General features: G+C 60.6%; 23 protein-coding genes. 9 read left to right on the plus strand and 14 right to left on the minus strand.

Annotated elements, in window-relative coordinates:
* Positions 1-149: 149 nt before the first annotated feature.
* Complete coding sequence (locus tag GDV60_RS02065) at positions 150-557, plus strand: RNA-binding S4 domain-containing protein (RefSeq protein ID WP_029299784.1); 408 nt, start codon at positions 150-152, stop codon at positions 555-557.
* A 41-nt stretch (positions 558-598) separates the two neighbouring features.
* On the opposite strand, the gene GDV60_RS02070 is transcribed toward GDV60_RS02065, so the two are convergent.
* A complete protein-coding gene (locus tag GDV60_RS02070; RefSeq protein ID WP_133714020.1) occupies positions 599-1,399 on the minus strand; it encodes a phosphatase PAP2 family protein in 801 nt (266 codons plus the stop codon).
* A gap of 125 nt (positions 1,400-1,524) precedes the next feature.
* Here GDV60_RS02070 and hslO point away from each other — a divergent pair, with 125 nt between their 5' ends.
* Together hslO and GDV60_RS02080 are read left to right on the plus strand one after the other, a co-directional pair.
* The gene (gene hslO, locus GDV60_RS02075; RefSeq protein WP_029299788.1) at positions 1,525-2,427 is read left to right on the plus strand and encodes an Hsp33 family molecular chaperone HslO; all 903 of its coding nucleotides are present in this window, start codon (positions 1,525-1,527) and stop codon (positions 2,425-2,427) included.
* Between the two features lie 179 nt (positions 2,428-2,606).
* Positions 2,607-4,148: a phosphoenolpyruvate carboxykinase gene (locus tag GDV60_RS02080; RefSeq protein ID WP_104911358.1), complete on the plus strand. Its 1,542-nt coding sequence runs from the start codon at positions 2,607-2,609 to the stop codon at positions 4,146-4,148.
* A gap of 201 nt (positions 4,149-4,349) precedes the next feature.
* On the opposite strand, the gene GDV60_RS26990 is transcribed toward GDV60_RS02080, so the two are convergent.
* Positions 4,350-4,706, minus strand: coding sequence for a DUF1493 family protein (locus GDV60_RS26990; protein WP_092237261.1), 357 nt, complete (start codon positions 4,704-4,706; stop codon positions 4,350-4,352).
* A 274-nt stretch (positions 4,707-4,980) separates the two neighbouring features.
* A complete protein-coding gene (locus GDV60_RS02090) occupies positions 4,981-5,412 on the minus strand; it encodes a hypothetical protein (RefSeq protein WP_186351788.1) in 432 nt (143 codons plus the stop codon).
* Positions 5,413-5,754: 342 nt separating this feature from the next.
* Between GDV60_RS02090 and GDV60_RS02095 the strand changes: the two genes are divergently transcribed.
* The 3 genes from GDV60_RS02095 (at position 5,755) to GDV60_RS02105 (ending at position 9,585) form a co-directional block, all read left to right on the plus strand.
* Positions 5,755-6,930: a tetratricopeptide repeat protein gene (locus tag GDV60_RS02095; protein WP_029299795.1), complete on the plus strand. Its 1,176-nt coding sequence runs from the start codon at positions 5,755-5,757 to the stop codon at positions 6,928-6,930.
* 262 nt (positions 6,931-7,192) lie between these two features.
* A complete protein-coding gene (locus GDV60_RS02100) occupies positions 7,193-9,130 on the plus strand; it encodes an ATP-dependent DNA helicase RecQ (RefSeq protein ID WP_159906110.1) in 1,938 nt (645 codons plus the stop codon).
* Positions 9,131-9,153: 23 nt separating this feature from the next.
* A complete protein-coding gene (locus GDV60_RS02105) occupies positions 9,154-9,585 on the plus strand; it encodes a thioesterase family protein (protein ID WP_159906112.1) in 432 nt (143 codons plus the stop codon).
* Between the two features lie 143 nt (positions 9,586-9,728).
* Here GDV60_RS02105 and GDV60_RS02110 read toward each other — a convergent pair whose 3' ends face one another.
* The 4 genes from GDV60_RS02110 to GDV60_RS02125 all read right to left on the minus strand — a co-directional run bounded on the left by GDV60_RS02110 (position 9,729) and on the right by GDV60_RS02125 (position 14,601).
* Positions 9,729-10,208 (minus strand): glycine zipper domain-containing protein, encoded by a 480-nt coding sequence (locus GDV60_RS02110; protein ID WP_029299799.1) that lies wholly within the window; start codon positions 10,206-10,208, stop codon positions 9,729-9,731.
* Between the two features lie 223 nt (positions 10,209-10,431).
* On the minus strand, positions 10,432-12,780 hold the full coding sequence (locus GDV60_RS02115) for an FdhF/YdeP family oxidoreductase (protein ID WP_159906114.1): 2,349 nt from the start codon (positions 12,778-12,780) through the stop codon (positions 10,432-10,434).
* Positions 12,777-13,616 (minus strand): formate dehydrogenase accessory sulfurtransferase FdhD, encoded by an 840-nt coding sequence (gene fdhD, locus GDV60_RS02120; protein WP_159906116.1) that lies wholly within the window; start codon positions 13,614-13,616, stop codon positions 12,777-12,779. The genes GDV60_RS02115 and fdhD overlap by 4 nt, the downstream gene beginning before the upstream one ends.
* 115 nt (positions 13,617-13,731) lie before the next feature.
* The gene (locus GDV60_RS02125; protein WP_029299805.1) at positions 13,732-14,601 is read right to left on the minus strand and encodes a LysR family transcriptional regulator; all 870 of its coding nucleotides are present in this window, start codon (positions 14,599-14,601) and stop codon (positions 13,732-13,734) included.
* Positions 14,602-14,734: 133 nt separating this feature from the next.
* On the opposite strand from GDV60_RS02125, the gene lysM reads away from it, so the two are divergent.
* Positions 14,735-15,175 carry a peptidoglycan-binding protein LysM gene (lysM, locus tag GDV60_RS02130; RefSeq protein WP_029299807.1) on the plus strand — a complete coding sequence of 147 codons (441 nt, stop codon included), beginning with the start codon at positions 14,735-14,737 and terminating at the stop codon, positions 15,173-15,175.
* A 106-nt stretch (positions 15,176-15,281) separates the two neighbouring features.
* On the opposite strand, the gene yrfG is transcribed toward lysM, so the two are convergent.
* Entirely contained in the window at positions 15,282-15,950 is a 669-nt protein-coding gene (gene yrfG, locus GDV60_RS02135) for a GMP/IMP nucleotidase (RefSeq protein ID WP_070995023.1), read from the minus strand.
* A 91-nt stretch (positions 15,951-16,041) separates the two neighbouring features.
* Between yrfG and nudE the strand changes: the two genes are divergently transcribed.
* A complete protein-coding gene (gene nudE, locus GDV60_RS02140; RefSeq protein ID WP_029299809.1) occupies positions 16,042-16,608 on the plus strand; it encodes an ADP compounds hydrolase NudE in 567 nt (188 codons plus the stop codon).
* Positions 16,605-17,441 (plus strand): 3'(2'),5'-bisphosphate nucleotidase CysQ, encoded by an 837-nt coding sequence (cysQ, locus tag GDV60_RS02145; RefSeq protein WP_092232745.1) that lies wholly within the window; start codon positions 16,605-16,607, stop codon positions 17,439-17,441. Before nudE ends, cysQ begins: the two co-directional genes overlap by 4 nt.
* Positions 17,442-17,585: 144 nt before the next feature.
* Here the strand turns inward: cysQ and GDV60_RS02150 are convergent, their stop codons facing one another.
* The 6 genes from GDV60_RS02150 to rfbB are packed head-to-tail and all read right to left on the minus strand — an operon-like array spanning position 17,586 to position 24,133.
* Positions 17,586-18,041 (minus strand): YiiD C-terminal domain-containing protein, encoded by a 456-nt coding sequence (locus tag GDV60_RS02150; protein WP_029299813.1) that lies wholly within the window; start codon positions 18,039-18,041, stop codon positions 17,586-17,588.
* Positions 18,042-18,067: 26 nt separating this feature from the next.
* On the minus strand, positions 18,068-19,450 hold the full coding sequence (locus GDV60_RS02155) for a sigma-54 dependent transcriptional regulator (RefSeq protein ID WP_029299815.1): 1,383 nt from the start codon (positions 19,448-19,450) through the stop codon (positions 18,068-18,070).
* Positions 19,447-21,255, minus strand: a complete 1,809-nt coding sequence (locus tag GDV60_RS02160) for an ATP-binding protein (protein ID WP_159906118.1) — start codon at positions 21,253-21,255, stop codon at positions 19,447-19,449. Before GDV60_RS02160 ends, GDV60_RS02155 begins: the two co-directional genes overlap by 4 nt.
* Positions 21,256-21,291: 36 nt before the next feature.
* Positions 21,292-22,182 carry a dTDP-4-dehydrorhamnose reductase gene (gene rfbD / locus GDV60_RS02165; protein ID WP_159906120.1) on the minus strand — a complete coding sequence of 297 codons (891 nt, stop codon included), beginning with the start codon at positions 22,180-22,182 and terminating at the stop codon, positions 21,292-21,294.
* A complete protein-coding gene (rfbA, locus tag GDV60_RS02170; RefSeq protein WP_092232754.1) occupies positions 22,179-23,054 on the minus strand; it encodes a glucose-1-phosphate thymidylyltransferase RfbA in 876 nt (291 codons plus the stop codon). Before rfbA ends, rfbD begins: the two co-directional genes overlap by 4 nt.
* Positions 23,051-24,133: a dTDP-glucose 4,6-dehydratase gene (rfbB, locus tag GDV60_RS02175; RefSeq protein WP_092232757.1), complete on the minus strand. Its 1,083-nt coding sequence runs from the start codon at positions 24,131-24,133 to the stop codon at positions 23,051-23,053. Before rfbB ends, rfbA begins: the two co-directional genes overlap by 4 nt.
* Between the last annotated feature and the right edge of the window lie 153 nt (positions 24,134-24,286).

Raw genomic sequence — 24,286 nt, forward strand, 5'->3', positions numbered from 1 at the left:
CAAATGGCGACAGATATCTTCACGCCATAAAAAACCATGGCTGAAGGGAAACTGCCTGACACCTGGCGTATCTTAGGTGAGCCTTGGCGTTTGTGCGTCGAAGGGGTTCGACGGTTAAGTTGCGACATTTTTCAGAGCGAGGAATTCAAGTGGCTCAAAAGCAGGAAGATGACGAAAAAGTCCGTTTGGACAAGTGGTTGTGGGCTGCGCGTTTCTACAAGACCCGGGCCTTGGCCAAGGCCGCCATCGAGAGCGGCAAGGTGCATTGCCGTGGCGAACGCTGCAAACCGGGCAAGGAACCGCACATTGGTGATGAGTTGCAGATTCGTGTTGGCTTTGAAGAGAAGACCGTGGTGGTGCAGGCGCTTTCCATCGTCCGCCGGGGCGCTCCCGAAGCGCAGGCGCTGTATACCGAGACGCCGGCAAGTATCGCCAAGCGCGAGAATGCGGCGGCCATGCGCAAGGCCGGAGCGTTGGGTATGAGCACCGACGGCAAGCCAAGCAAGAAACAGCGCCGCGACCTGTTCAAGTTTCGCGGCAGCGGCAATGATGAGTGAGGCTTTACGTGCAGGAGCCGGCCAGGCTCCTGGACCTGGGCTCAGGCGTTGCGGATCACGCTCAAGCGATTGATCACAGGTACTTGTTGCAACAACCCGAATACCGGTTCGATCACGCGCAGCAGCCAACCCGAGACCTTCGCAGCAAACGGCGTGTAATAACCCCAGCCCAGTGCCAACAGCGCCAGCAGCACGCCACCGATATAGTCGTCTTGCCCCCAGTGTGCACCGGCCACAAGGCGCGGCATCATGAACAGCAGCGCCAGCCCCCAGACCAGCACGACTTGCCCGATCCGCTTGGCAAATACACTCATGAACATCCCCCAGATCAGCAGCACCGAAGCGTGGTCCCCAGGGAAGCTCTGGCTGGAGCGGTCCTTCAACTCCCAGGTTTTTTCCAGGTCAGGGAAGTAGTCGCTCATGTGGATCGCCCCGCTGATCACCATAGAGGGGCTGTTGTGCTGCCAGCCCATCTGCGCCGCGAGCTTGGAAAACAGCATGCGGATAAACAGCAGTAACAGCAGGATCGCGAGGAAACCAAAAAACGCCTGGCGCACCTCAATCGCCTTGAACACCCATTCGCCGCGAATCAGCAGCATCAGCAGGATTACCCCGACCACCGCATCAAATGGTCGCAGGCTCGCTACCGCCCAGACATGCAGCCAGGTCGGGTTGCTGGCCAGAGGGTCGTTGAGTAGATGAAACAGCCATTCGTCGAATATCACGCAAAGCATCTGGCCTGCGGGCCATAGCCAAAAACACAGCAGCCCCAGAGCGAGTAAATTGCACAGGGCCAATCGCCCGAGGTTCCACTTGGCTTGGAACAAACCCGGATTGTTCATAAACTGTTTCCTCTTCGCTCTAAAGCTCTTCATCTACCGGAAGAAAAGCGCACCAAATTGGTGCTAAAGCGCATAATTTTAGAAACATTGTCATCACTTTGTCATCAATTCAGATACCCAGACCTATGACTGATCTACCGGATACCGACTTCACTCAACGTTTCCTCTTTGACGACAACGACGCTCGTGGCGAACTGGTTGCCCTGGAGCGCAGCTATGCCGAAGTCCTTGCCAAGCACCCCTATCCGGAGCCGGTCGCACAGTTGCTCGGCGAACTGATGGCCGCCGCGTCGCTGCTGGTCGGCACCATGAAGTTCGATGGCTTGCTGATTCTGCAGGCCCGTTCCGAAGGCCCGGTTCCCATGCTGATGATCGAGTGCTCCAGCGAGCGCGAAATCCGTGGCCTGGCCCGTTATGAAGAGGACCAGATCCCGGCGGACGCGACCCTCGCCGACCTGATGCCCAACGGCGTACTGGCGTTGACCATCGACCCGACCGTTGGCCAGCGCTACCAGGGCATTGTCGACCTGGACGGTGAAACCCTGTCCGACTGCTTCACCAACTATTTCGTCATGTCCCAGCAAGTGGGCACCCGCTTCTGGCTCAATGCGGATGGCAAGCGCGCCCGTGGCCTGCTGTTGCAACAGCTGCCGGCCGATCGCATCAAGGATGAGGATGAGCGCGAAGAAAGCTGGCGCGGCCTCACTGCCCTGGCCGGTACGCTGACTGCCGAAGAGCTGCTGGGCCTGGACAACGAAACCATCCTGCACCGCCTGTACCACGAAGAAGAGGTGCGTCTGTTCGATGCGCAATCGCTGCGTTTCCATTGCAGCTGTTCCCGCGAGCGTTCGGGCAATGCCCTGGTGAGCCTGGGCCTGGAAGATGCGCAAAACCTGGCTGTGGAGCATGGTGGCCGAATCGAAATCGACTGCCAGTTCTGCAATCAACGCTACCTGTTCGACGCTGCCGATATCGCCCAATTGTTCGCTGGCGCTGGCGTTGACACCCCTTCGGGCACCCACCACTAAAACGTTTAAGCACAGGTAAATCACCTGACAAACGCCGGATTAGAGGTGTTCTGACGGGAGGGCCCTACTTTTTTTGGGCTTTTCTGGCATAATCCGGCCCACTTTTTTCGCGGTAGTAGTGCGCAACTTTCTACTACAAAACGTTTGGAGCACTCGGCCATAGGCCGACGGGGAACCTCATGACGCAAGCCAATAACGCCGTATACACCGATCTGAGTGTTGACGATCTGGTCAAAGAAGCCCTGCAGCGCGGTGAAGGCGTGCTTGCCGATACCGGCGCGCTGGTCGTAGAAACCGGTCACCGTACCGGGCGTTCGCCAGTCGACCGTTTCATCGTTGAAGAGCCGTCCACCCAGGCCGCCATTGCCTGGGGCCCGATCAACCGCAAGTTCCCGGCCGACAAGTTCGATGCCCTGTGGGCTCGCGTCGAGGCTTTCAACAACGCGCAAGAGCATTTCGTTTCCCACGTTCACGTTGGTGCTGCCGAAGACCACTACCTGGCCGTGAAAATGACCACCCAGACTGCCTGGCAGAACCTGTTCGGCCGTTGCCTGTTCATCAACCCGGCCCAGTACAACCCGGCCGGTCGTGAAGAGTGGCAAGTGCTCAACGTTGCCAACTTCGAGTGCGTACCTGAGCGTGACGGCACCAACTCCGATGGTTGCGTGATCCTCAACTTCGCCCAGAAGAAAGTCCTGATCGCTGGCATGCGTTACGCCGGCGAGATGAAGAAAGCCATGTTCTCGGTGCAGAACTTCCTGCTGCCGGCCGCTGACGTGCTGCCAATGCACTGCGCTGCCAACATCGGTGAAGAAGGCGACGTGACCCTGTTCTTCGGCCTGTCCGGCACCGGCAAGACCACCCTGTCTGCCGACGAAAGCCGTTACCTGATTGGTGACGACGAACACGGTTGGGGCGAAGGCGTGGTGTTCAACATCGAAGGCGGTTGCTATGCCAAGTGCATCGACCTGTCCGAGAAGAACGAGCCGGTAATCTGGAAAGCCATCAAGCACGGCGCGGTCCTGGAAAACGTCGTGATCAACGATGCCAAGCACGCCGACTACACCGATGTCAGCCTGACCCAGAACAGCCGCGCCGCATACCCACTGGAGCACGTTGCCAAGCGTTCCGAGAAGAACCTGGGTGGCGAGCCGAACGCAGTGATCTTCCTGACCTGCGACCTGACTGGCGTGCTGCCACCGGTGTCGATCCTCAACGAAGAACAAGCGGCCTACCACTTCCTGTCCGGCTACACCGCACTGGTGGGCTCGACTGAAATGGGCTCGGGCAGCGGCATCAAGTCGACGTTCTCTACCTGCTTCGGCGCGCCGTTCTTCCCGCGTCCGGCTGGCGAATACGCAGAGCTGCTGATCAAGCGCATCCGCGGCTTCGGCTCCAAGGTCTACCTGGTCAACACCGGCTGGACCGGCGGCGGCTACGGTGTTGGCAAGCGCTTCAACATCCCGACCACCCGTGCAGTGATCGCAGCGATCCAGAGCGGCGCGTTGATCGGTGCGCAAACCGAGCACCTGGACACCATCAACCTCGACGTGCCATTGGCCGTACCGGGCGTTGAGACTGGCCTGTTGAACCCACGCAACACCTGGGCTGACAAAGCAGCCTACGACGAAGCCGCGAAGGCTCTGGCCGGCCTGTTCGTCGAGAACTTCAAGAAGTTTGAAGTGAGCGACGCGATCAAGGCAGCGGGTCCTAAGTTGTAAGATTCGCCAGCTGTAAAAAATCCGCCCCTAGTGGGCGGCTTTTTTGTGCGCGCGCAAATCTCTATGAACGTAGAGCAGGACGGCAAAAAGGCGCAGATCCGAATGTGCGGGCTTGCTCGCGATTGCGGTGTATCAACCGCTGGATGCATTGACTGACCCACCGCTATCACGAGCCCACAGACATTAATGACGCAGTGTTCTTTAGCTCAGATTTTCCAGCGTCTGCGTATCCCAGCTATGAGTCTTGATGGCCAGGTAAAGCATGCCGATGGTGAGCGGCATCTTCTCGCCCCGGCCCTTGGCGCGGTGTTTGAGGAACACATCAAATACCGGAGGGTTGAAGTAGCGATAAGCATCATAGTCGCCCAGGTCCAGATCAAATGCCTGCTCCAGCGCTTCCATAAACTGCCTGGCCTCCGCGCCGTCGCACCCGAGGTCGAAGTTGAGCGAAGTTTTAAGGCGGATGGTCTTGTGCTTGGGCAGGCCGATTTCTTCATGCAGCAATTGCAGGAGCTGCTGCATGACGGGGTCTTCTGGGAAGTGCGGGGCCAGGTTCATGGTGGGGGCACGCCGGAGTGGGTGAGGGGGTTGGTCATGGCGATAGCGGTACTTGTTGCGGGTGAAGAACAGTGCCAAGCCTATCAAGAACAGAGCGAGGGGGAGCAGTTGAATACTAAGAATGATCGCTACGTAAGGTAGCCAGAATGTCAGGATCAAACCGCTTGCTATAAACGTGACAGCAAAACGTTTTCTGAGTGTGCAGTCGGTGATTTTGTAATACAGCAACAGATAAAAGGCGAAGAAGATCGCCGCCTGTAGATAGAGCATTTGACTATGGCTCATTTGAGTACACGTGTAGTGAGAGGCTGGAGCGCTGCGGGCCAATTCCCCCGCTGACCTGAGCCTCTAGGCCGATGATGATGTCTGCATGCTGGAAGTTGCGTAGCTGGCGCGATATCAAATCGCTGGTAGCTTTTTCGACCATTGATTCTGCCTTGCTGGACATGAGCCCAATTGGGGCTGCCACCGCTCCCGATATAGTTTCTTTGATGACGTTGTTCCGGTTGTTCAAGCTATCTGCCTGTTTTCTAGTCAGCGGTTTTGAAATGACCACTGTCATGAGGCAAGGGAGGTCTTGGGCGAGCATTCGCTCATACAGATTTTGTAGTTGCAGGCGAACTTCCTGCGCTGAGGTCTTTGCTTCTAGTAAGCAAAGACTGGCAAGTGCTTGCTTGTTGTTGGGTCGTACGGTGAAACGAATCACGCTGAACGTGACCCCGTAATGGCCAATGTATTGAGTCCTTTCAAGGTCCACGGATTCTTGCCGAGAGGGTTGAGAGGGCGCTAGTTTCGGTCAGGCTTGGTTGATTCTGTAGGGGGTTGAGTTTGCACTGGAGGTAGTTTGGGAAGCGTATGGTGCCTTGCTTGGCGATTTCCTACAGAGGCTTCCGATACTTGAAGTTGGGCTAAGAGGCGCCCACCCATAGTTGGGATAAAAACCACGTCACATTTTGTATAAAATCCCGGCAAGCCGCCTGAATTCAGCGTATGTTTCACCGCAAAATCTTGTAGGGCGATTCCGCCCACTACTTAAAGGGAGTTAAGCATGGGTTTGCTTCGTGTCGCTTCGGCGATGTCTTTGTGTGCGCTGGCGTTTGCCGTCCAGGCCGAGCAGTTGCCGATTGAAGTGCTCAGTGCGGTGGTCAAGGACCAGAAAATCGCCGACGCCGAAGTCTTGCTGCAACGCAACGGCGCGCAGAACGTGGTGGGGCGCACCAACGCCCAGGGTCAAGTCACCCTCACCAGCGAAGTGGCCGATGGCGCCGACAACCTGCTGATCATCAAGAAGCCTGGCTACTCCAACCTGGTGGTCAAGTGCCCGTGCAAAGGCATGACCTACGCCATCAGCCCGGTGATGGAAAACCTCGACGGCCTGCGTGTGGTGCTGACCTGGGGGCAATCGCCTTCGGACCTTGACTCCCACATGATCTTCCCTGGCAACAATATCTACTTCAACAGCAAGACCGGCACCGACGCCGAGCTGGATGTGGATGACACCGACAGCTACGGCCCGGAAACCATCACCCTGCAGAAAAAACACTACGGCGAAAGCTATGTGTACGCCGTGCATGACTTCTCCAACCGCACCAACACCGGCTCTACGGCGCTGTCCGAGAGCCAGGCCAAGGTGTTTGTGTACATGGGCCAGTCCCTGGTGCGCACCTACTACGTGCCGACCAACCGTACCGGCAACTTGTGGACGGTGTTCCGCATGACCGGCAGCGGCGACTTCCAGGACATCAATACCTTCACCGGCGTGCTGGTCGAAGCCAAGGACGTGCTCAACGAAGTCAAACCGCTGCTCAACGACAGCGTTGCGGTTGATGCCGTGGTGGTCAGTTCTGCTGTCCAGGGTGATGCGAAAAAACTGAACCTCAAAGGCGAAGCTGCCTACCAGGCCGGTAACCTGGACCAGGCAATTGACTACTTCCGCCAGGCGATCGAACTGGATAACTCGTTCGGCAAAGCCTACGGCAACCTCGGCCTGGCTTATCAGAAAGCCGGCAACACCGCAGAATCGATCTGGGCCAACCGCAAGGCCATCGCTTTGGCCAGCGGCCCGACCGCCGCTACCGTGCGTGCCGGGTCCTACTACAACATCGCGCGGATCTACGAAGCAGCCGGGCAGTTTGCCGATGCGCTGCGCCACTACCAGTTGGCCAAGGAGCAGAAGGCCAACCCGGTGTATGACAAAGCCATTGAGCGTGTGCAAAACCGCTGATCGAGCTGTAGCGATGCTGTAAAAAATGTGGGAGCGGGCTTGCCCGCGAATGCGTAGTGTCAGTCACTGACTGTGTATCTGATACACCGCATTCGCGAGCAAGCCCGTTCCCACATTGGTTTTTGAGTGTTTGCCGGATTGCCGACTGGGCCTCCTGGCCTGTGTATCATCCTGTCTCTCTTTTCCTCGCGACCTTTCTCGAACCGCTGAAAATACCGGGCTATGTTTTAGGTCTGTTCAGCGGTCAATGGAGTGACAGCTTATGCACGACACCCTCCAGCAGGTCTTTGGTTACCCCCAGTTTCGCCCAGGCCAGGAGGCCGCTGTCAGCGCCGTGCTGGCCGGTCGGTCGGCGGCGGCGATCTTTCCCACCGGGTCCGGCAAATCCCTCTGTTATCAGCTCTCAGCCGTATTGCTGCCGCACCTGACGCTGGTGGTGTCGCCGCTGTTGGCGTTGATGCAGGACCAGTTGGGCTTTTTACAGCGTCATGGTATTTCGGCCGGCAGTATCGATTCGGCGCAAAGTCGCGAGGAGGCCAATGACGTCATGGCCCGGGCCCGCTCCGGCGAGCTGAAAATCCTGATGATTTCCGTGGAGCGCTTGAAGAACGAGCGCTTTCGCAACTTTTTGCACAGCGTTTCGATTTCGTTACTCGTGGTAGACGAGGCGCACTGCATTTCCGAGTGGGGCCACAACTTCCGCCCGGACTACCTGAAGCTCCCCGACTACCAGCGCCAGTTCAAGATTCCCCAGGCGCTGCTGTTGACAGCCACCGCGACGCCCAAGGTGATTGCGGATATGCAGGCCAAGTTCGCCATCGCCCCCGCGGATGTGATCACCACGGGCTTCTACCGGCCCAACCTCAACCTGTGGGTAGAGCCGGTCAGTGGCGTGGACAAGCGCCGGCGCCTGGTGGAGTGGATGGGTGAGCGGGCCAACCAGCCGAGCATCGTCTATGTCACTTTGCAGAAAACCGCCGAGCAGATCGCCGAGCACCTGAACCGCCACGGCATCCAGGCCGAGGCCTATCACGCAGGTCTGTCCCATGATCAACGCGAGGGCATTCAGCGCCGGTTTATGGGGGGGCAGTCCAATTGCATCGTCGCCACCATTGCCTTTGGCATGGGCATCGACAAGAGCGATATCCGCAACGTGGTGCACTTCGACCTGCCCAAGTCCATCGAGAACTACAGCCAGGAAATCGGGCGCGCCGGTCGTGATGGCCAGCCTTCCGAGTGCCTGGTGCTGGCCAATCGCGACAGCCTCACAGTGCTGGAGAACTTCGTGTACGGCGATACGCCCGAGCAGGAAGGTATCCGGCTGGTGCTGGAGGAGTTGCTGGCAGCCCGGGATGACGGGCAATGGGAGTTTCTGCTGCGCTCGTTGGCAGAGCTGAGCAATATCCGTGAGCTACCGCTCAAGACCTTGCTGGTGCAACTGGAGCTCAAGGGGGTTATTGCACCGCGCTATGCGTTTTATGCCGAGTATCGCTTCAAGTACCTGGTGGAACCGGATGTGTTGCTGGCGCGTTTTTCCGGCGAGCGACAGCAGTTTGTCGCCGCGATCATCCAGGTATGCAAACGGGCCCGTAGCTGGGCCACTGTGGATTTCGACGCACTTTATCAACTGCACCAGGCCGAGCGTGGGCGGGTGGTCAAGGCGCTGGACTATTTCCAGGAGCAGGGGCTGATCGAGCTGGAGAGCAAGCAGATGACTGAGGTCTACAGCCTGCTCGATAGCGGGTTTGATACCCAGGCCATGAGCGCCGAGTTATACACAGGCTTCAAGCAGCACGAAGTCACGGAAGTGGCGCGGATCCATGGGATGCTGGCGCTGTTCGCCAGCGAGCGTTGCTTGGGCTTTCGGCTGGCCGAGTATTTTGGTGATGCGGATGCGCCCCGCCAGTGTGGGCATTGTTCGGTTTGCCGTGGCCAGATCGCCCATCTCCCAGCGCCACCTGGCTTGGCGCCGCTTGTGGATAAAAGCTTCCAGGGATTGTGCGCGGATTTTATCCACAGGCATCATCAGCACACCGGTAGCTTGCCGGGGGCTGAGCGGTTGACGCGGTTTTTATGCGGGATCAGCGTGCCATTGTTTACCAAACTCAAGGCCCGCGGGATTCCAGGGTTTGCCGCGCTGGAAGAGTATCCGTATGCCCAGGTGCGGGATTGGGCCGGGGCCCATCTGAACGACCTGTAAATTCACTTTCACGAGACTTGCCCATGCCTGACTCAATGCCGCAGCGTGCCGATTACCGCCACTTCCAGCCGATCTTTACGCGCTGGCACGACAATGACGTGTATGGCCATGTGAATAACGTCACCTATTACAGCTTCTTCGATACGGCAGTGAACACCTACCTGATCGAGCAGGGTGGGTTGGATATCCATGACGGCAAGGTGGTGGGGTTTGTGGTGAGTTCGGCGTGCGATTATTTCGCGTCGATAGCCTTTCCCGACCGTATCGATATCGGCCTGCGGGTGGGCAAGTTGGGCAACAGTTCAGTGCAGTACGAGTTGGCAGTGTTCAAGGCTGGCGAAGACGAAGCCTGCGCGGCGGGGCGGTTTGTGCATGTGTTTGTCGACCGGGCGACAAACCAGCCGGTGGCGATTGCGGGGGTGTTGCGCGAGGCTTTGCAGCGGTTGGTGATCTGACCCCGAACGCATAAACGCCACCGAAGCAAATGTGGGAGCGGGCTTGCCCGCGATGTCGATGGATCAGTCAAGTATCCAATAACTGACCCACCGCAATCGCGGGCAAGCCCGCTCCCACACGGGGTATGCAGTGTTCTTTGGATTTACCGGTGACGGTAGTGATGCTTGTTCTTGCGATGCCCATAGGCATGCCCACGGCCACGATGATCATCGCGGTCGTAGCGACGGTTATCGCGCCCGCGATAGCGACGGTCGTCGTCGTCGCTCTTGTTGCCCATGTAGTTGCCCAGCGCGCCGCCGGCACCACCGCCTGCTGCCGCACCGATCAGGCTACCGGTGTTGCCGCCGACACTACGACCGACCACGTTGCCGCCGGCTGCGCCCAGCGCGCCGCCAATGGCCGCTTCGCCTCGGCTGCGTTTGTCTGCGCCCACTGCGCTACCGCCGGCGCCGCCCAGGGCCGCACCAATGGCCGAACCGGTATTGCCGCCGATCTGCTGGCCGACGACTGAACCTAGAACCCCGCCCAATGCGCCGCCTACACCGGCTTCGGTGGTGCCACCGGCCATGGCTGCGCCACTGACCAGGCCAAGGGACAACAAGAGAATCGAGGAGAACTTCATAGGTGAACCTCAAGGGGATGACGGCGCGATCCTGAGGTTGTCGGAATATTCTTACAATCGAATTCCGACCAGTGGTGCAGGTTGTATACAATTAGCTAAGTTACTGTTTTAACTAGGGAACTTAAGTCGTTTTTGCCGGTCTTTAGCTACTTCGGAACGGCCGCTTTTATGCAAAAGCGGCCTTTTTTGTGCCCGTAAAGATCGTTCCCCGGGGTGGAGTCGATCAGGCGATCCTGGCCATTATCAAACCAGTCTCGCTGGCCGCTTCCAGGCGGATCGCCACGAACTTGGAAGTAGGCGTATGGCTACCGTCCCCAGTGCTTTCCAGTGGCACCAGCGGGTTGACCTCAGGGTAGTAGGCTGCCGCTTGCCCCGCCGGAATATCGAACGCCAGCAAGGTAAAGCCCTTGACCCGACGCTCGCGGCCGTCATCCCAGATCGACACGATATCGGCCTTCTGCCCTGGCTTGAAGCCCAGGCGGATGATGTCGGCTTCGTTGACGAACAGCACGTCGCGCTGGCCCTTGACCCCGCGATAGCGGTCATCCAGGCCGTAGATAGTGGTGTTGTACTGATCGTGGGAACGCATGGACTGCATGATCAGGTCGGGCAATTGGCCAGTGGCGCGGGTGCGTTCATGCACCAGGTCCTTGGGCAGGATATTGGCGCGGAAATTGGCGCGCCCTGACGGCGTGTTCCAGCGGCGTGCGCCGGCGCTGTTGCCCAGGTAGAAACCGCCTGGGTGTTGCACGCGCTCATTGAAGTCCTTGAAGCCGGGAATGGTATCGGCGATCAAGTCGCGGATGCGGCGGTAGTCGGCTACCAACCAGTTCCAGTCCACCGGCTTGCTGCCCAGGGTGGCAGCGGCGATGCCGGCGAGAATCGCCGGCTCCGACTTCATCAGCTTCGACAGTGGCTGCAACTGGCCGTTGGAGGCGTGCACCATGCTGAACGAGTCTTCTACCGTCACCGCTTGCGGGCCGTCGGCCTGAATATCGATGTCGGTACGGCCCAGGCAGGGCAGGATCAAGGCCTGTTTGCCGTGGGCCAGGTGGCTGCGATTGAGCTTGGTGCTGATCTGTACCGTCAGGTCGCAGTTGCTCAAGGCCTGGAAGGTGCGCGGGCTGTCGGGCGTGGCTTGGGCGAAGTTGCCGCCCAGGCCGATAAACACCTTGGCGCGGCCTTCGAGCATGGCGTGGATTGCCTCGACCACGTTATGCCCGTTGTCGCGGGGTACCTTGAACTGGAAGCGGCGCTCCAGGGCATCGAGGAAGGCCACGGGCGGCCGTTCGTTGATCCCCATGGTGCGATCGCCCTGCACGTTGCTGTGGCCGCGTACCGGGCACAGGCCGGCGCCGGGGCGGCCGATGTTGCCGCGCAGCAGCATCAGGTTGGCGATTTCCTGGATGGTCGGCACCGAGTGCCGATGCTGGGTGATGCCCATCGCCCAGCACATGATCACGTTCTTGCCTTTGACGTACATGCGCGCCGCCTGCTCGATCTCCACCAGGCTCAGGCCGGACTGCTCGACGATTTCATCCCAAGAGGTGTCGTCGATCTTCGCCAGGTAATCCAGCACGTTGACCGTGTGCTCATTGAGGAAGTCGTGGTCGAACACCGCCTCCTTGCCTTCGGCCTGGGCCTTGCGCTCCCACAACAGCAGGAACTTGGCCATGCCGCGCAGGATGGCCATGTCGCCACCCAGTGCTGGCCGGAAGTACGCAGTGTTGGTTGGCTTGTCGCCGTTGGTGAGCATTTCCAGCGGGTGTTGCGGGTGCTGGAAACGTTCCAGGCCACGCTCTTTGAGCGGGTTGATACAGACCACCTGGGCGCCGCGCTTCACCGCTTCGCGCAGCGGTTCGAGCATGCGCGGGTGGTTGGTGCCGGGGTTCTGGCCCCAGACGAAAATCGCGTCGGCGTGTTCAAAGTCGTCAAACGTCACCGTGCCTTTGCCCACGCCCACGCTTTGCGCCAGGGCCACGCCGCTGGCTTCGTGGCACATGTTCGAGCAATCCGGGAAGTTGTTGGTGCCGTAGGCGCGCACGAACAGTTGATAGAGGTACGCGGCCTCATTGCTGGCGCGGCCCGAGGTATAGAACTCGGCCATATCCGGGCTTGGCAGGGCGCGCAAGTGCTGGCCGATCAGGTCGAAGGCCGACTCCCAGCTGATGGGCTTGTAACGGTCGGTCTCGGCGTCGTAGCTCATCGGCTCGGTCAGGCGGCCCTGGTATTCCAGCCAATAGTCGCTTTGTTCCAGCAGCGCGCTGACGCTGTGTTTGGCGAAGAACGCCGCGTCCACCCGGCGCTTGGTGGCTTCCCAGTTGACTGCCTTGGCGCCGTTCTCGCAGAACTTGACCATGCCGCTTTCCGGCGAGTCACCCCAGGCGCAGCCGGGGCAGTCGAAGCCGCCGTTCTGGTTGGTCTTGAGCATCATGCGGATATTTTTCAGCGCGTTGTCGCTGGTCAGCCACGCCTGCGCCACGCTGATCAGCGCACCCCAGCCGCCAGCCGGGCCTTTGTAGGGCTTGTAGCGCGGGGTTGGGGTTTGGTCGGCTTGGTGATGATTGCTCATGGCTGATACTCCATCGCAGGGCTATAGACCCGCGGCGCGCTTTTTTGCGGCAGGTGGATAAGGTTGAGGTTGTGCCGGCGTGCCCACTGCAGGGCCAGGCCGGTGGGCGACGACAGGCTGACCAGGGTCTGGATGCCCGCGCGCAGGACTTTCTGGATTAATTCGAGGCTGCAACGGCTGGTGACAATTGCCACGCCGCCTGCCGTCGGGATGTGCTGACGGACCAAGGCGCCGATCAGTTTGTCGAGGGCGTTATGCCGGCCGATATCTTCACGGCCCAGCAGCAGTTCACCCTGGTTATTCATGAATACCGCCGCATGCACCGCGCCGCTGTATTGGCCCAATGGCTGAAAGGCGCTGATGCGCTGGCGCAAGCCCTCCAGCCACGCGGCAGGCGGCAATGGTGCGCCCGGCAACACCTTGAGGTCCGGCAGCGCTTGCTCCAGCGCTTCCACTCCGCACAGGCCGCAGCCGCTGGTGCCAGCCAGTTGCCGGCGCTGTTGCTTGAGGTTCCAGAAGGCACGGCTGGAGATCTGTACCTGGGCGTATTGGGCCGAGTCTGTGCCGCTCAGTTGCAGGTCGTAGATATCGCTGATGTCGCTGATGATGCCGCTGCCCAGGCTGAAACCGACGATAAAGTCTTCAAGGTCGGTGGGCGTCACCAGCATCACGGCCTGGCTGATGTCGTTATAGGCAATCGCCAACGCGACTTCCTCGGCCAGCGCGGTGCTGTCCGATTGCGTGCGGTCGAGGTTGCAATACTGATAACTCTGGCTGGCGGCGGGCGCGGGCGTTGTCAGGGCGGGCGCCGCGCGTGCTGGGCGCTGGGCGTTCATGAAGTCTAGTCACCGGCGAAGTGTTCAGAGTGAAGACTAGGCGCGACAAAGGGTCGCGTCTAATCGTCAGTACTGATCTGCCGATAGATGACGTCGATCAAGGTTCCAGCAGCGATTACTGATAAAGCGCAAAACACGCCTCGGCCAGCGCCGAACGCGGCGCACTGCGGCGCATGATCAGCCCCAGCTTGGCCAGGGTTTGCGCGTTTTCGATGGGTTGCAGCCGCAGGTGCTCGGTCAGGGCATCAAGGCCGCCGTCCAGGGGCATCACCGCACAACACAGCCCGCCGTGCACGGCCTGCAGCAACTGATGGACGGCATCGGTTTGCAGCAAGGGTTGGGGGGTCAGGCCGCGGCTGTGGAAGTTGTGGTCGATGGACTGGCGAAAGTGCATGCCGCTGGTCAGCATGCCCAGGGGCAGTTCGATCAGCGCCTCCCAGCTCAAGGGCTTTTCGCCAAAACTGAAAAACCGTTGGTCGTACAGCAGGCCCATGCGGGTTTCGTCCAGGGCCAGGGAGTCAAAGCGCTCGGCGTCCAGGCGCTCGAGGTAGGACACGCCCAAATCCAGGCGATTGCTCGCCAGTTGTTCGAGGATCTGCTCGGAACTCAGGGCCGATAGCTCAAAGCGCAGGCTGGGGTGCTGCCTGTGCAGTTGTTGCATCAAGGCCAGCGGATCGAAGCTCGACAGCGGCACCACCCCCAGGCGCAATGTCCCCACCAGGTTGCCGCGGCAGGCTGCCGCCTCGGCCTGCAGGCCGTCATAGGCTGCCAGTACCGTACGCGCCCAGGCCAGCACCCGCTCGCCAGGGGCGGTGAAGCCCTCGAAACGCTGGCCGCGATTGACCAGCGGTAGCTCCAGTTCTTCTTCCAGGCTGCGCAGGCGCATCGACAGGGTCGGCTGAGTAATGTGGCAGCGCGCGGCCGCCTGGCCGAAGTGACGGGTTTCGTCGAGGGCGATGAGGAATTTCAGCTGTTTGATGTCCATCTTCGCTCCGGGCTCTTATTCCAATGGCGGGGGGATTCTAGCGCGTTTGCGTCATTGGTCGGACTGGAACCAAGGTCTGTAAGACTGGTCTAGTCTTTGGCATCTGGAAACCCAATCCCAAGGAGAGCGCACTATGAGTCTTTTTAGCTTTATCAAAGAAGCCGGCGAGAAAATCGTTGATCTGTTGACGCCGGGTAATGCGAACGCGAGTGAGCAGTTGAAGGATCACGTTGCCAAGGTCGGCCTGGGTAATCCGAATGTGCAGACCACGGTGGACGGTGACAAGGTAACGGTCACCGGTGAAGTCGCCAGCCAGGAAGAGAAAGAGAAGATTCTGTTGGCGCTGGGCAACATTGCCGGCGTGGCTACTGTGGATGACCAAATCACCGTAGCCGGGCCGGTCGTTGTGGCTTCGCGCTTTGTTGTGGTGAAAAGCGGCGATACCCTCAGCGCGATCTCCAAGACCGTTTATGGCGATGCCAACAAGTACAACAAAATCTTCGAGGCCAACAAGCCGCTGCTGTCGCACCCGGACAAAATCTACCCAGGGCAGACACTGCGTATTCCTGAGTAAGCTTGTCCCCTTGTAGGAGCGAGCTTGCTCGCGAAGGTCGTTAACGATAACGCGGACATCCTGAATGAAAGCGCTGTCCAGACGTTTTTCGCGAGCAAGCTCGCTCCTACAACGATAATTCTGAAATCAATTCCCGGTAATCCTCGACCGCATCGAACTCCGCCGTATCCTTCGGCCCCTTGCGGCTGTCCGGCTGTTTGACCGCCAGCAAATGCCCCACGCCAAAATCCCGCGCACTGCGCAGAATCGGCAAGGTGTCGTCGATAAACAGGCTACGCGCCGGGTCGAAGTCGATATCCGCTTGCAATGCGTCCCAGAACTGCGGGTTTTCCTTGGCAAACCCATAGTCGTGGGAACTGATCAGCCGTTCGAAATACGGTGCCAGTTCAATGCGTTCCAGCTTCAACGACAGCGAATCGCGGTGGGCATTGGTGATCAGGATCACGCGTTTGCCGGCCTGTTTGATCGCCGCCAGGAAGGTATCGGCATCCGGGCGCAGGGCGATCAAGTGGGCGGTTTCCAGCTTGAGTTCGCGCACCGGGATCTTCAGTTCGGCGCTCCAGAAATCCAGGCAATACCATTGCAACTGGCCGGCGTTACGCTCGAACAGCGGCTGCAACTCCATCTCGGCCATGGCCTGGCTCACCCCGTGCAGTTCGGCATAGCGCCGGGGCAGGTGTTCCATCCAGAAGTGGTTGTCGAAATGCAGGTCGAGCAAGGTGCCGTCCATGTCCAGCAGGACGGTGTCGATATCGGACCAGGGCAATGGAGGCATGGTGGGGTCTCAAGCAGGTAAGTAAATATATCCGACACAGACAATCGGAAAAGCCACGGTATAGTAACCCGATCACGCCAAGGAGCCCTTTATGCGCCAGAAACCCACCGTCCTCGCCCGCGAAATTGTCGCCAGTAGTCGTTTGTTCCGCGTGGAGCAAGTGCAGTTGCGCTTCTCCAATGGCGTTGAGCGGACCTACGAGCGCCTGGTGGGCCGTGGCGCAGGGTACGGCGCGGTGATGATCGTGGCGATGATCGACGCTGACCACGCGCTGCTGGTGGAAGAATACTGCGGCGGCACGGATGAGTATGAACTGTCCTTGCCCAAGGGCCTGATCGAACCGGGCGAAGACGTGCTGGCGGCGGCCGACCGTGAACTCAAGGAAGAGGCGGGCTACGGCGCACGGCAGTTGGAACACTTGACCGAACTGTCCCTGTCTCCAGGCTATATGAGCCAGAAAATCCAGGTGGTGCTGGCCACCGAATTGTACGAAGAACGCCTGGAGGGCGACGAGCCCGAGCCGATGCGCGTGGACCGGGTCAACCTGCGCGAGCTTGCACAGCTGGCGCAGCACGCGCAGTTCAGCGAAGGCCGCGCCCTGGCCGCGTTGTATCTGGTGCGTGACCTGCTGACCCAGCGCGGAGCCTACCAGCCATGAGTGAATTGTTCCTCGGCCACCCTTACATTGCCCCGGTGATCGAACTGGCCCGCCAGGCCGGTGAGGTGATCCTGCCGTATTGGCGTGCCGATGTGGCCGTGACGGCCAAGGCGGATGATTCGCCGGTCACCGCCGCCGACCTGGCCGCCCATCATCTGATTCTTGACGGTCTCACCGCGCTGGATCCGAGCATCCCGGTGCTGTCGGAAGAAGACGCCGATATCGACCAGAGCGTGCGTGCCGGTTGGCAGCGCTGGTGGCTGGTAGACCCACTGGATGGCACCAAGGAATTTATCAGTGGCAGTGAAGAATTTACCGTCAACATCGCCTTGATCGAACACGGGCGTGTGGTGTTTGGTGTGGTTTCCATGCCCACCAGTGGCCGTTGCTACTTCGGTGGTGCCGGGCTTGGGGCGTGGCGCTCCGACGTGAATGCCGCGCCCCGGCAGATCCAGGTGCGGCAGAAGCCCGCCGCCGGCGAGGCGTTCACCGTAGTCGCCAGCCGTCGCCATACCAGCCCCGAACAGGAGCGCTTGCTCGACGGCTTGAGCGAAGGGCTCGGGGAGTTGAAGCTGGCCAATATCGGCAGCTCCTTGAAATTCTGCCTGTTGGCCGAAGGCAGCGCCGATTGCTATCCGCGCCTGGCACCAACCTCGCAGTGGGACACCGCCGCTGCCCAGGGCGTGCTGGAGGGCGCTGGCGGCGAAGTGCTGGAATTGAATGGCCAGCGGTTCAGCTACCCGGCGCGGGCGTCGCTGTTGAACCCGTTCTTCCTGGCCTTGCCGGCCAAGGCCGCCTGGCGCGAGCGCTTGCTGGCGCTGGCAAGGTCATAAACCGCCGCGATCAAAAATGTGGGAGCGGGCTTGCTCGCGAAAGCGGTGTATCAGCCAATACAAGTGCTGACTGATACACCGCTTTCGCGAGCAAGCCCGCTCCCACATAAGCCCTGTGCCCACATTGGTTATGTGTTGCAGGGTTTAGCGGTGCAGGACGTACTGCCCGGTAAACACCACCGCCGGCGCTTCACTGCCCTCATTCACAATCCATGTCTGCAACGCCAGCCGCGCCCGGCCGTGGCGTTGGTAGGTCGCCAAAAAGCGCTTCCATACCTTGTCCTCCGGGGCCTGGCAAATCGCCGTGGCGTCCTGGGTGACAGGCAACGGGTAGCTGATCTGCCCTTCCTGGATCACGATATGCCCGTCTTCAACCCCTTCCTCGCGCAATTGCAGATGCAGCCAGCCCCAACCCGCGAGTACGGCGCCGCAGTACAGGCTGCCGCCAAACATGGTGCTCTTGTGGTTGATATTGGCTTGCAACGGTAAGTGCAGGCGCAGTTGCCGGTCCTGCCAGTCGAGCACCTTGAGGCCCATCTCCCGGGTGAGGGGGATGTCATGGTGCAGAATCGATTCCAGGTAACGGCTATCGCGGCTCATGGCGGCCTCTTGGCGGGTGGGAAAGGTCATTCGTCATCGGCGTGGGCGTTGCCGCTGTCGGCAAAGCTCAGCCCATGCTTGCGCAGCTTGTCATGCAAGGTCTTGCGTGGCACCCCGAGGGCTTCGGCCAGGCTGCGCACAGAGCTGTGGGGGCGGCCGAGTTCGGCGGCGATCAAGGCTTTTTCAAAATGCTCGACCTGCTCGCTCAAGCCGCCGGTAGACATTGGTACGCCGGGCGCCGGGCCGTCGGGTGTGCTGTCCAGGGCCAGTTCCAGGCCGAGGGCGAAGCGTTCGGCGACGTTTTGTAACTCCCGCACGTTGCCCGGCCAGTTATGGCGCAACAGCATTGCCCGTTGGCCGGGTTGCAATTCATGCAGCGGCAAGCCATGGCGGCTACTGGCCTCGTCGGCAAAGTGCTGGAACAGCATCAAGGCATCTTCGCCACGCTCACGCAGGGGCGGAATGCGCAACGGCGCGACGTTCAGGCGGTAGTACAAGTCTGCACGGAAACGCCCCTGGTCGGCGGACTGGCGCAGGTCTTCCTTGGTGGCGGCGATGATGCGGATATCCAGCGGGATCTGCTGATTACCCCCCAGGCGCTCGACCACACGCTCCTGCAACAGGCGCAGCAACTTGACCTGCACATCCAGGCTCATGCTCTCGATTTCATCAAGGAACAACGTGCCGCCGTTGGCAAACTCGAACTTGCCGATCCGCCGTTTCTGCGCCCCGGTAAACGCCCCCGGCTCATGGCCGAACAGTTCGCTTTCCACCACGGATTCGGCCAGCGCCCCGGCGTTGATGGCAACGAAGGGCCCGGCGCGACGGTTCGACAGGTCGTGCAGGGCGCGTGCCACCACTTCCTTGCCGGCGCCGGTTTCACCGAGGATCAGCACATCGGCGCGGGTCGCCGCCAGCGCGCCAATCTGCTCGCGCAGGCGCAGCATCGGCGCCGACTGGCCCACCAAACGCGTGCTCAGTTGCTGGCGATCACTCAGGGCCAGGCGCAGGCTGCGGTTGTCCAGCACCAGCCGGCGCAGGGCCAGGGCGCGGCGTACGCTGTCGAGCAGGGCGTCGCTGGCAAAGGGTTTTTCGAGGAAGTCATAGGCGCCGGCGCGCATCGCCTGCACCGCCAGTGGCACATCGCCGTGGCCGGTGATCAGTAGCACCGGCAACTCCGGGTCCTGGCCGTGGAGTTCGGCGAGTAGCTCCAGGCCATCCATGCCGGGCATGCGAATGTCGCTGACCACCACCCCCGGCCAGTCACGTGACAGCTGCGCCGTGAGGCCGGTGGCTTCGCCAAGGGGCAGGACTTTCAGCCCGGCCAGGTCCAGGGTCTGGCACAGGGCCTGACGCAGGTGTGGATCATCGTCGATCAACACCACCTGAATCTGGTTATCGATACTCATACACTGCGGTCCTCGGACGGTTGCAGACTGACGCCAGGTGCTCCGGCGCGCAGTTTCAAGGTTATCAGTGCGCCGCCTTCCTTGTGGTTGGCGAACAACAGTTCACCCCCAAAGGCGCGCATCAGGGTGTCACAGATGGCCAGGCCCAACCCCAGGCCCTGGGTACGGGTCTTGGTGGTGTAGAACGGCTCGCCGGCGCGGCCCAGGGCTTCCATGCAGAATCCAGGCCCGTTATCGCGGATGTACAGGTTGACGCCTTGATCGGTGGATTCGGCACTCAGCCACAGTTTGCGTGGCGGGCCTTTTTCGGTGAGGGCGTCCAGGGCATTGGCCAATAGATTGCCCAGTACCTGGCGCAGGCGGGTTTCCCCGGCTTCTACCCACAGGGAGGCCTCTGGCAAGTCGCGGATCAGTTCCACTTCCATGGCCCGCCGGCGCTTGGCCAGCAACGCCAGCGCGTCGTCCAGGGCTGGTTGCAGGGCCACGCTTTCCGGGGCATGCCGATCGCGGCGGGCAAAGGCGCGCAAGTGGGCGATGATCGAGGCCATGCGCCCGGTCAGTTCGCTGATCAGCTTGAGATTGCCCCGGGCGTCATCGGTGCGCTGGTGGTCGAGGAGAATCCCGGCGTTTTCCGCGTAACTGCGGATGGCCGCCAGGGGTTGGTTGAGCTCATGGCTGATGCTCGCCGACATGGTGCCCAGCGCCGACAGTTTGCCGGCCTGTACCAGGTCATCCTGGGCGCGTACCAGTTCCTGCTGGGCATTTTCCCGCACCAGTACTTCCTGGCGCAGGCGGCGGTTGAGGCCTTCGAGGTCGCTGGTCCGTTCGGCCACGCGCATTTCCAGCTCGCGCCGGGCCTTGGCTTCAAAGGCGATGCGTTCCAGGTAATGACGACGACGCTGCATCATCAAGCCGAGCAGCAGCATTAGTACCAACAAGGTCGCGCCGCCGACCGCGACGACCGTGCGCACGGGGCGGTCGATCAGGGTACGCGGGGCCAGGATTTCCACATTCCAGCCGGTTTCGGCGATTTCGCTGGATTGGCGCAGCCAGGCACTGGAGCTGAAATTCAGGGGCTGCGGATCGCGGGTGGGGTAGGGCTGGATCGCGATGATGGCCTGGCGCTCGGCCTCGGTCAGGGGCCGGGTCGCACGAAAACGCCATTGTGGGCGTGAGGTCAGGATCACCACGCCATTGTGGTCAGTCACCAGCAGTTGCTCGGGAGTCTGGCCCCAGAGGCTTTCGGTATGGTCCAGGTCAACCTTGACCACCAGCACACCGATCACATGCTCGTCTTCGCGTACTGCGGCGGCGAAGAAATACCCGCGCTTGGCTGAGGTGGTGCCCAGGCCGAAGAAACGGCCCAGGCGCCCAGCCATGGCTTCGCTGAAATAAGGTCGAAAGGAAAAGTTGCGGCCGACGAAGCTGTCCTGTTTGTCCCAGTTCGAGGCGGCCAGGGTCTTGCCGCGGGTGTCCATCAGGTACATCACTTCCACGCCTGCCTGGGCCGCCACCTGCTTGAGCAATTGGTTGGCGGCGACCAGGTTGGTGCTGACGTGGGGCGCCGCCAGGGCGGTGCGCAGGGCCGGCAGGTCGCCGAGGATTTGCGGCAGCACCTCGTAGCGGTGCAGGGTACCCAGCAGGTTGGCGACGTACAGGTCGAGGGTCTGGCGGTTCTGCCCGGCCAGTTCGCTGCGGTAGTAGCGTTCGGCCAGATGCTCCAGCGGCCACAGCAGCGGGGCCAGGCACAAGGCCAACAGGGCGAGGCTGCGCCAGCGGGGTCTTGGTGGAAGGGGTGGAGTCATGGGAGTCATGCGCCTGTGGGTACAGGCGCATTATGCCTAGTGCTGCTGTGCAAGACACTCGCGCAATGCGTCGCGCCACTGCGGTTGGCTAACTTGCCATTGTTGTTGCAGGCGGCTGCAATCGAGGCGCGAGTTCAACGGGCGCTTGGCGGGCGTTGGGTACTCACTGGCGGGAATCCCTTCAAGCGCGGCGCAGGCCTTGCCTTCGGCCAGCAATTGCTCGCCGATGGCCTGGGCAAAGCCGAACCACGAGGTCTCGCCCTGGGCCGTCAGGTGATACACGCCCCACTCGCCGGCCTGGCCAGCCTGCCAGCGCTCGATCAGTGCGCGGGTGCTGTCGGCGATGGTCCCGGCCCAGGTCGGTGCGCCGATCTGGTCGGCGACGATGCGCATGTGGGTTTTTTCCTGGAGCAGGCGCTGCATGGTCAGCAGGAAATTCTTGCCATGGCTCGAATACACCCAACTGGTGCGCAGGATCAGGTACTGACCACCCACTGCCGCGATGGCCTGTTCGCCCGCCAGCTTGCTCATACCGTAGACGCCCAACGGGTTGGGTGCATCGTCCTCGGTGAAGGGCGCAGGCTTGCTGCCGTCGAACACGTAGTCGGTGGAGTAGTGGATCAGCGGGATGCCCAGGGCCTTGGCTTCTTCGGCCAGGACACCGGGCGCCGTGGCATTGATCGCGAAGGCGATGTCGGGCTCGTTCTCGGCCTGGTCGACAGCGGTATGCGCCGCCGCGTTGATGATCAGCCCGGGGCGATGGCTGCGGACCTGTTGGCGGATCTGTTCGGGGTTGGCCAGGTCGAGCTGGTCGCGACCGAGCACCACCAGTTCGCCCAGGCCCTGCAGCCGCTGTTGCAGCTCGCGGGAAACCTGGCCGTGTTGGCCGGTGATGAGGATTTTCAAGGGTGTACCGCTCACATTCATTTGGCTTCCCCAGCGAGGGTGAACAGGTACTGGCCATAACCAGTTTTGCCGAAGTATTTGGCCCGTTCGAGCAGATGGTCGCGGTCGATCCAGCCGTTCTCGTAGGCGATTTCTTCCAGGCAAGCCACTTTCAGGCCCTGGCGGTGCTCGATGGTCTGAACATAGATCGAGGCTTCCAGGAGGCTGTCATGTGTACCGGTATCGAGCCAGGCGAAGCCACGGCCGAAGCGTTCGACATGCAGGTCGCCACGCTTGAGGTAGGCATTGTTGACGTCGGTGATCTCCAATTCGCCCCGTGGCGATGGCTGGACGGCCTTGGCGATCTTGACCACATCGTTGTCATAGAAGTACAGGCCGGTCACGGCATAGCTGGACTTTGGCTTGGCGGGTTTTTCTTCGATGGACAGCGCGCGTCCTTCAGCGTCGAAATCAATTACGCCGAAGCGCTCCGGATCCTTGACCCAGTAGCCAAACACCGTCGCGCCGGATGGACGCTTGGCGGCGGCGCGCAGTTGCTCGCTGAAATGCTGGCCGTGGAAGATGTTGTCACCCAGGATCAGACAAACCGGGTCATTACCGATGAATGTTTCGCCGATCAGGAAGGCCTGTGCCAAGCCATCGGGCGAGGGTTGTTCGGCATAGCTGATTTGCACGCCGAACTGGCTACCGTCACCTAGCAGGTTGCGGTACTGCGGCAAGTCCACCGGTGTGGAGATCACAAGGATCTCCTTGATTCCGGCGAGCATCAGCACGGAAATCGGGTAGTAGATCATCGGTTTGTCGTACACCGGCAGCAGTTGCTTGGAAACCCCCAGGGTAATGGGGTGCAGGCGCGTCCCGGAGCCACCGGCAAGTACGATTCCCTTCATCATGCAATCAGGTCCTTCGCTTCGGTGTTACCGAGTCGTTCGCCCTGGTAACTGCCGTCCTGGACCCGACGGCACCATTCCAGGTTATCGAGGTACCACTGAACGGTCTTGCGCAGGCCGGTTTCGAAGGTTTCTTCAGGAACCCAGCCCAATTCGCGCTCGATCTTGCTGGCGTCGATGGCGTAGCGCTGGTCGTGGCCTGGGCGATCCTTGACGAAGGTGATCAGGTCGCTGAATTGGGCAACGCCGGCCGGGCGCTGTGGCGCCAGCTCTTCGAGCAGTGCACAGATGCCACGGACCACGTCGATGTTTTTCTGCTCGTTGTGCCCGCCGATATTGTAGGTCTCGCCCACCACACCTTCGGTGACCACTTTGAGCAACGCACGGGCGTGGTCTTCGACAAACAACCAGTCGCGCACTTGCAGGCCGTCGCCGTACACCGGCAGGGCTTTACCTGCCAGGGCATTGAGGATCACCAGCGGGATGAGCTTCTCTGGGAAGTGGAACGGCCCGTAGTTGTTCGAGCAGTTGGTCAGCAGCACCGGCAAGCCGTAAGTGCGCTGCCAGGCGCGGACCAGGTGGTCGGATGCCGCCTTGCTCGCGGAGTAGGGCGAGCTTGGCGCGTAAGGCGTGGTTTCGGTGAACAGATCATCCACGCCATGCAGGTCGCCATACACTTCGTCGGTGGAGATGTGATGGAAGCGGAAGGCACTCTTGGCCGGCTCTGCCAACTGTTGCCAGTAAGCGCGAGTGGCTTCCAGCAGGCTGTAGGTGCCGACGATGTTGGTCTGGATAAAGTCCGACGGGCCGTCGATGGAGCGGTCGACATGGGACTCGGCTGCCAGGTGCATGATGGCCTGGGGCTGAAAGCGTGCCAGCACTGCGCTGACGGTGGCCTGGTCGATGATATCGGCCTGGACGAATTCATAGCGGGCATTGGTCGCAATGCTGGTCAGCGACTCAAGATTGCCGGCGTAGGTCAGTTTGTCGAGGTTGAGAACTTCATGTTCAGTGTTTTGAATCAAATGGCGGATCAGTGCGGAACCGATAAAACCGGCACCACCGGTAACAAGAATACGCATGTCGGGAGGCCTTTTCCTTAGACGGACATTGAGCGAATGGGGCATAGCTTGCGGGCTTGCGATGGGCGGTGCAAGGGGCGGTGGTCAGATTGGCCCGGCTTGCGTGCTCAAAGAAGACAATCACAATGGGTTAGGGTTGCATCAAACCTATCA

It is taken from the genome of Pseudomonas sp. DTU12.1, assembly GCF_009873475.1.
Taxonomy (GTDB): domain Bacteria; phylum Pseudomonadota; class Gammaproteobacteria; order Pseudomonadales; family Pseudomonadaceae; genus Aquipseudomonas; species Aquipseudomonas proteolytica.

Bases quoted from the DNA above. Each gene is read 5' to 3' on its own strand.
- GDV60_RS02110 (WP_029299799.1), bottom strand. From the start codon at position 10,208: ATGAAGTTCTCCTCGATTCTCTTGTTGTCCCTTGGCCTGGTCAGTGGC.
- cysQ (WP_092232745.1), top strand. From the start codon at position 16,605: ATGAGTGAATTGTTCCTCGGCCACCCTTACATTGCCCCGGTGATCGAA.
- GDV60_RS02080 (WP_104911358.1), top strand. From the start codon at position 2,607: ATGACGCAAGCCAATAACGCCGTATACACCGATCTGAGTGTTGACGAT.
- nudE (WP_029299809.1), top strand. From the start codon at position 16,042: ATGCGCCAGAAACCCACCGTCCTCGCCCGCGAAATTGTCGCCAGTAGT.
- GDV60_RS26990 (WP_092237261.1), bottom strand. From the start codon at position 4,706: ATGAACCTGGCCCCGCACTTCCCAGAAGACCCCGTCATGCAGCAGCTC.
- GDV60_RS02095 (WP_029299795.1), top strand. From the start codon at position 5,755: ATGGGTTTGCTTCGTGTCGCTTCGGCGATGTCTTTGTGTGCGCTGGCG.
- rfbA (WP_092232754.1), bottom strand. From the start codon at position 23,054: ATGATGAAGGGAATCGTACTTGCCGGTGGCTCCGGGACGCGCCTGCAC.
- GDV60_RS02160 (WP_159906118.1), bottom strand. From the start codon at position 21,255: ATGACTCCACCCCTTCCACCAAGACCCCGCTGGCGCAGCCTCGCCCTG.
- GDV60_RS02125 (WP_029299805.1), bottom strand. From the start codon at position 14,601: ATGGACATCAAACAGCTGAAATTCCTCATCGCCCTCGACGAAACCCGT.
- lysM (WP_029299807.1), top strand. From the start codon at position 14,735: ATGAGTCTTTTTAGCTTTATCAAAGAAGCCGGCGAGAAAATCGTTGAT.
- GDV60_RS02100 (WP_159906110.1), top strand. From the start codon at position 7,193: ATGCACGACACCCTCCAGCAGGTCTTTGGTTACCCCCAGTTTCGCCCA.
- GDV60_RS02115 (WP_159906114.1), bottom strand. From the start codon at position 12,780: ATGAGCAATCATCACCAAGCCGACCAAACCCCAACCCCGCGCTACAAG.
- GDV60_RS02150 (WP_029299813.1), bottom strand. From the start codon at position 18,041: ATGAGCCGCGATAGCCGTTACCTGGAATCGATTCTGCACCATGACATC.
- GDV60_RS02105 (WP_159906112.1), top strand. From the start codon at position 9,154: ATGCCTGACTCAATGCCGCAGCGTGCCGATTACCGCCACTTCCAGCCG.
- rfbD (WP_159906120.1), bottom strand. From the start codon at position 22,182: ATGAATGTGAGCGGTACACCCTTGAAAATCCTCATCACCGGCCAACAC.
- rfbB (WP_092232757.1), bottom strand. From the start codon at position 24,133: ATGCGTATTCTTGTTACCGGTGGTGCCGGTTTTATCGGTTCCGCACTG.
- yrfG (WP_070995023.1), bottom strand. From the start codon at position 15,950: ATGCCTCCATTGCCCTGGTCCGATATCGACACCGTCCTGCTGGACATG.
- hslO (WP_029299788.1), top strand. From the start codon at position 1,525: ATGACTGATCTACCGGATACCGACTTCACTCAACGTTTCCTCTTTGAC.
- fdhD (WP_159906116.1), bottom strand. From the start codon at position 13,616: ATGAACGCCCAGCGCCCAGCACGCGCGGCGCCCGCCCTGACAACGCCC.
- GDV60_RS02155 (WP_029299815.1), bottom strand. From the start codon at position 19,450: ATGAGTATCGATAACCAGATTCAGGTGGTGTTGATCGACGATGATCCA.
- GDV60_RS02070 (WP_133714020.1), bottom strand. From the start codon at position 1,399: ATGAACAATCCGGGTTTGTTCCAAGCCAAGTGGAACCTCGGGCGATTG.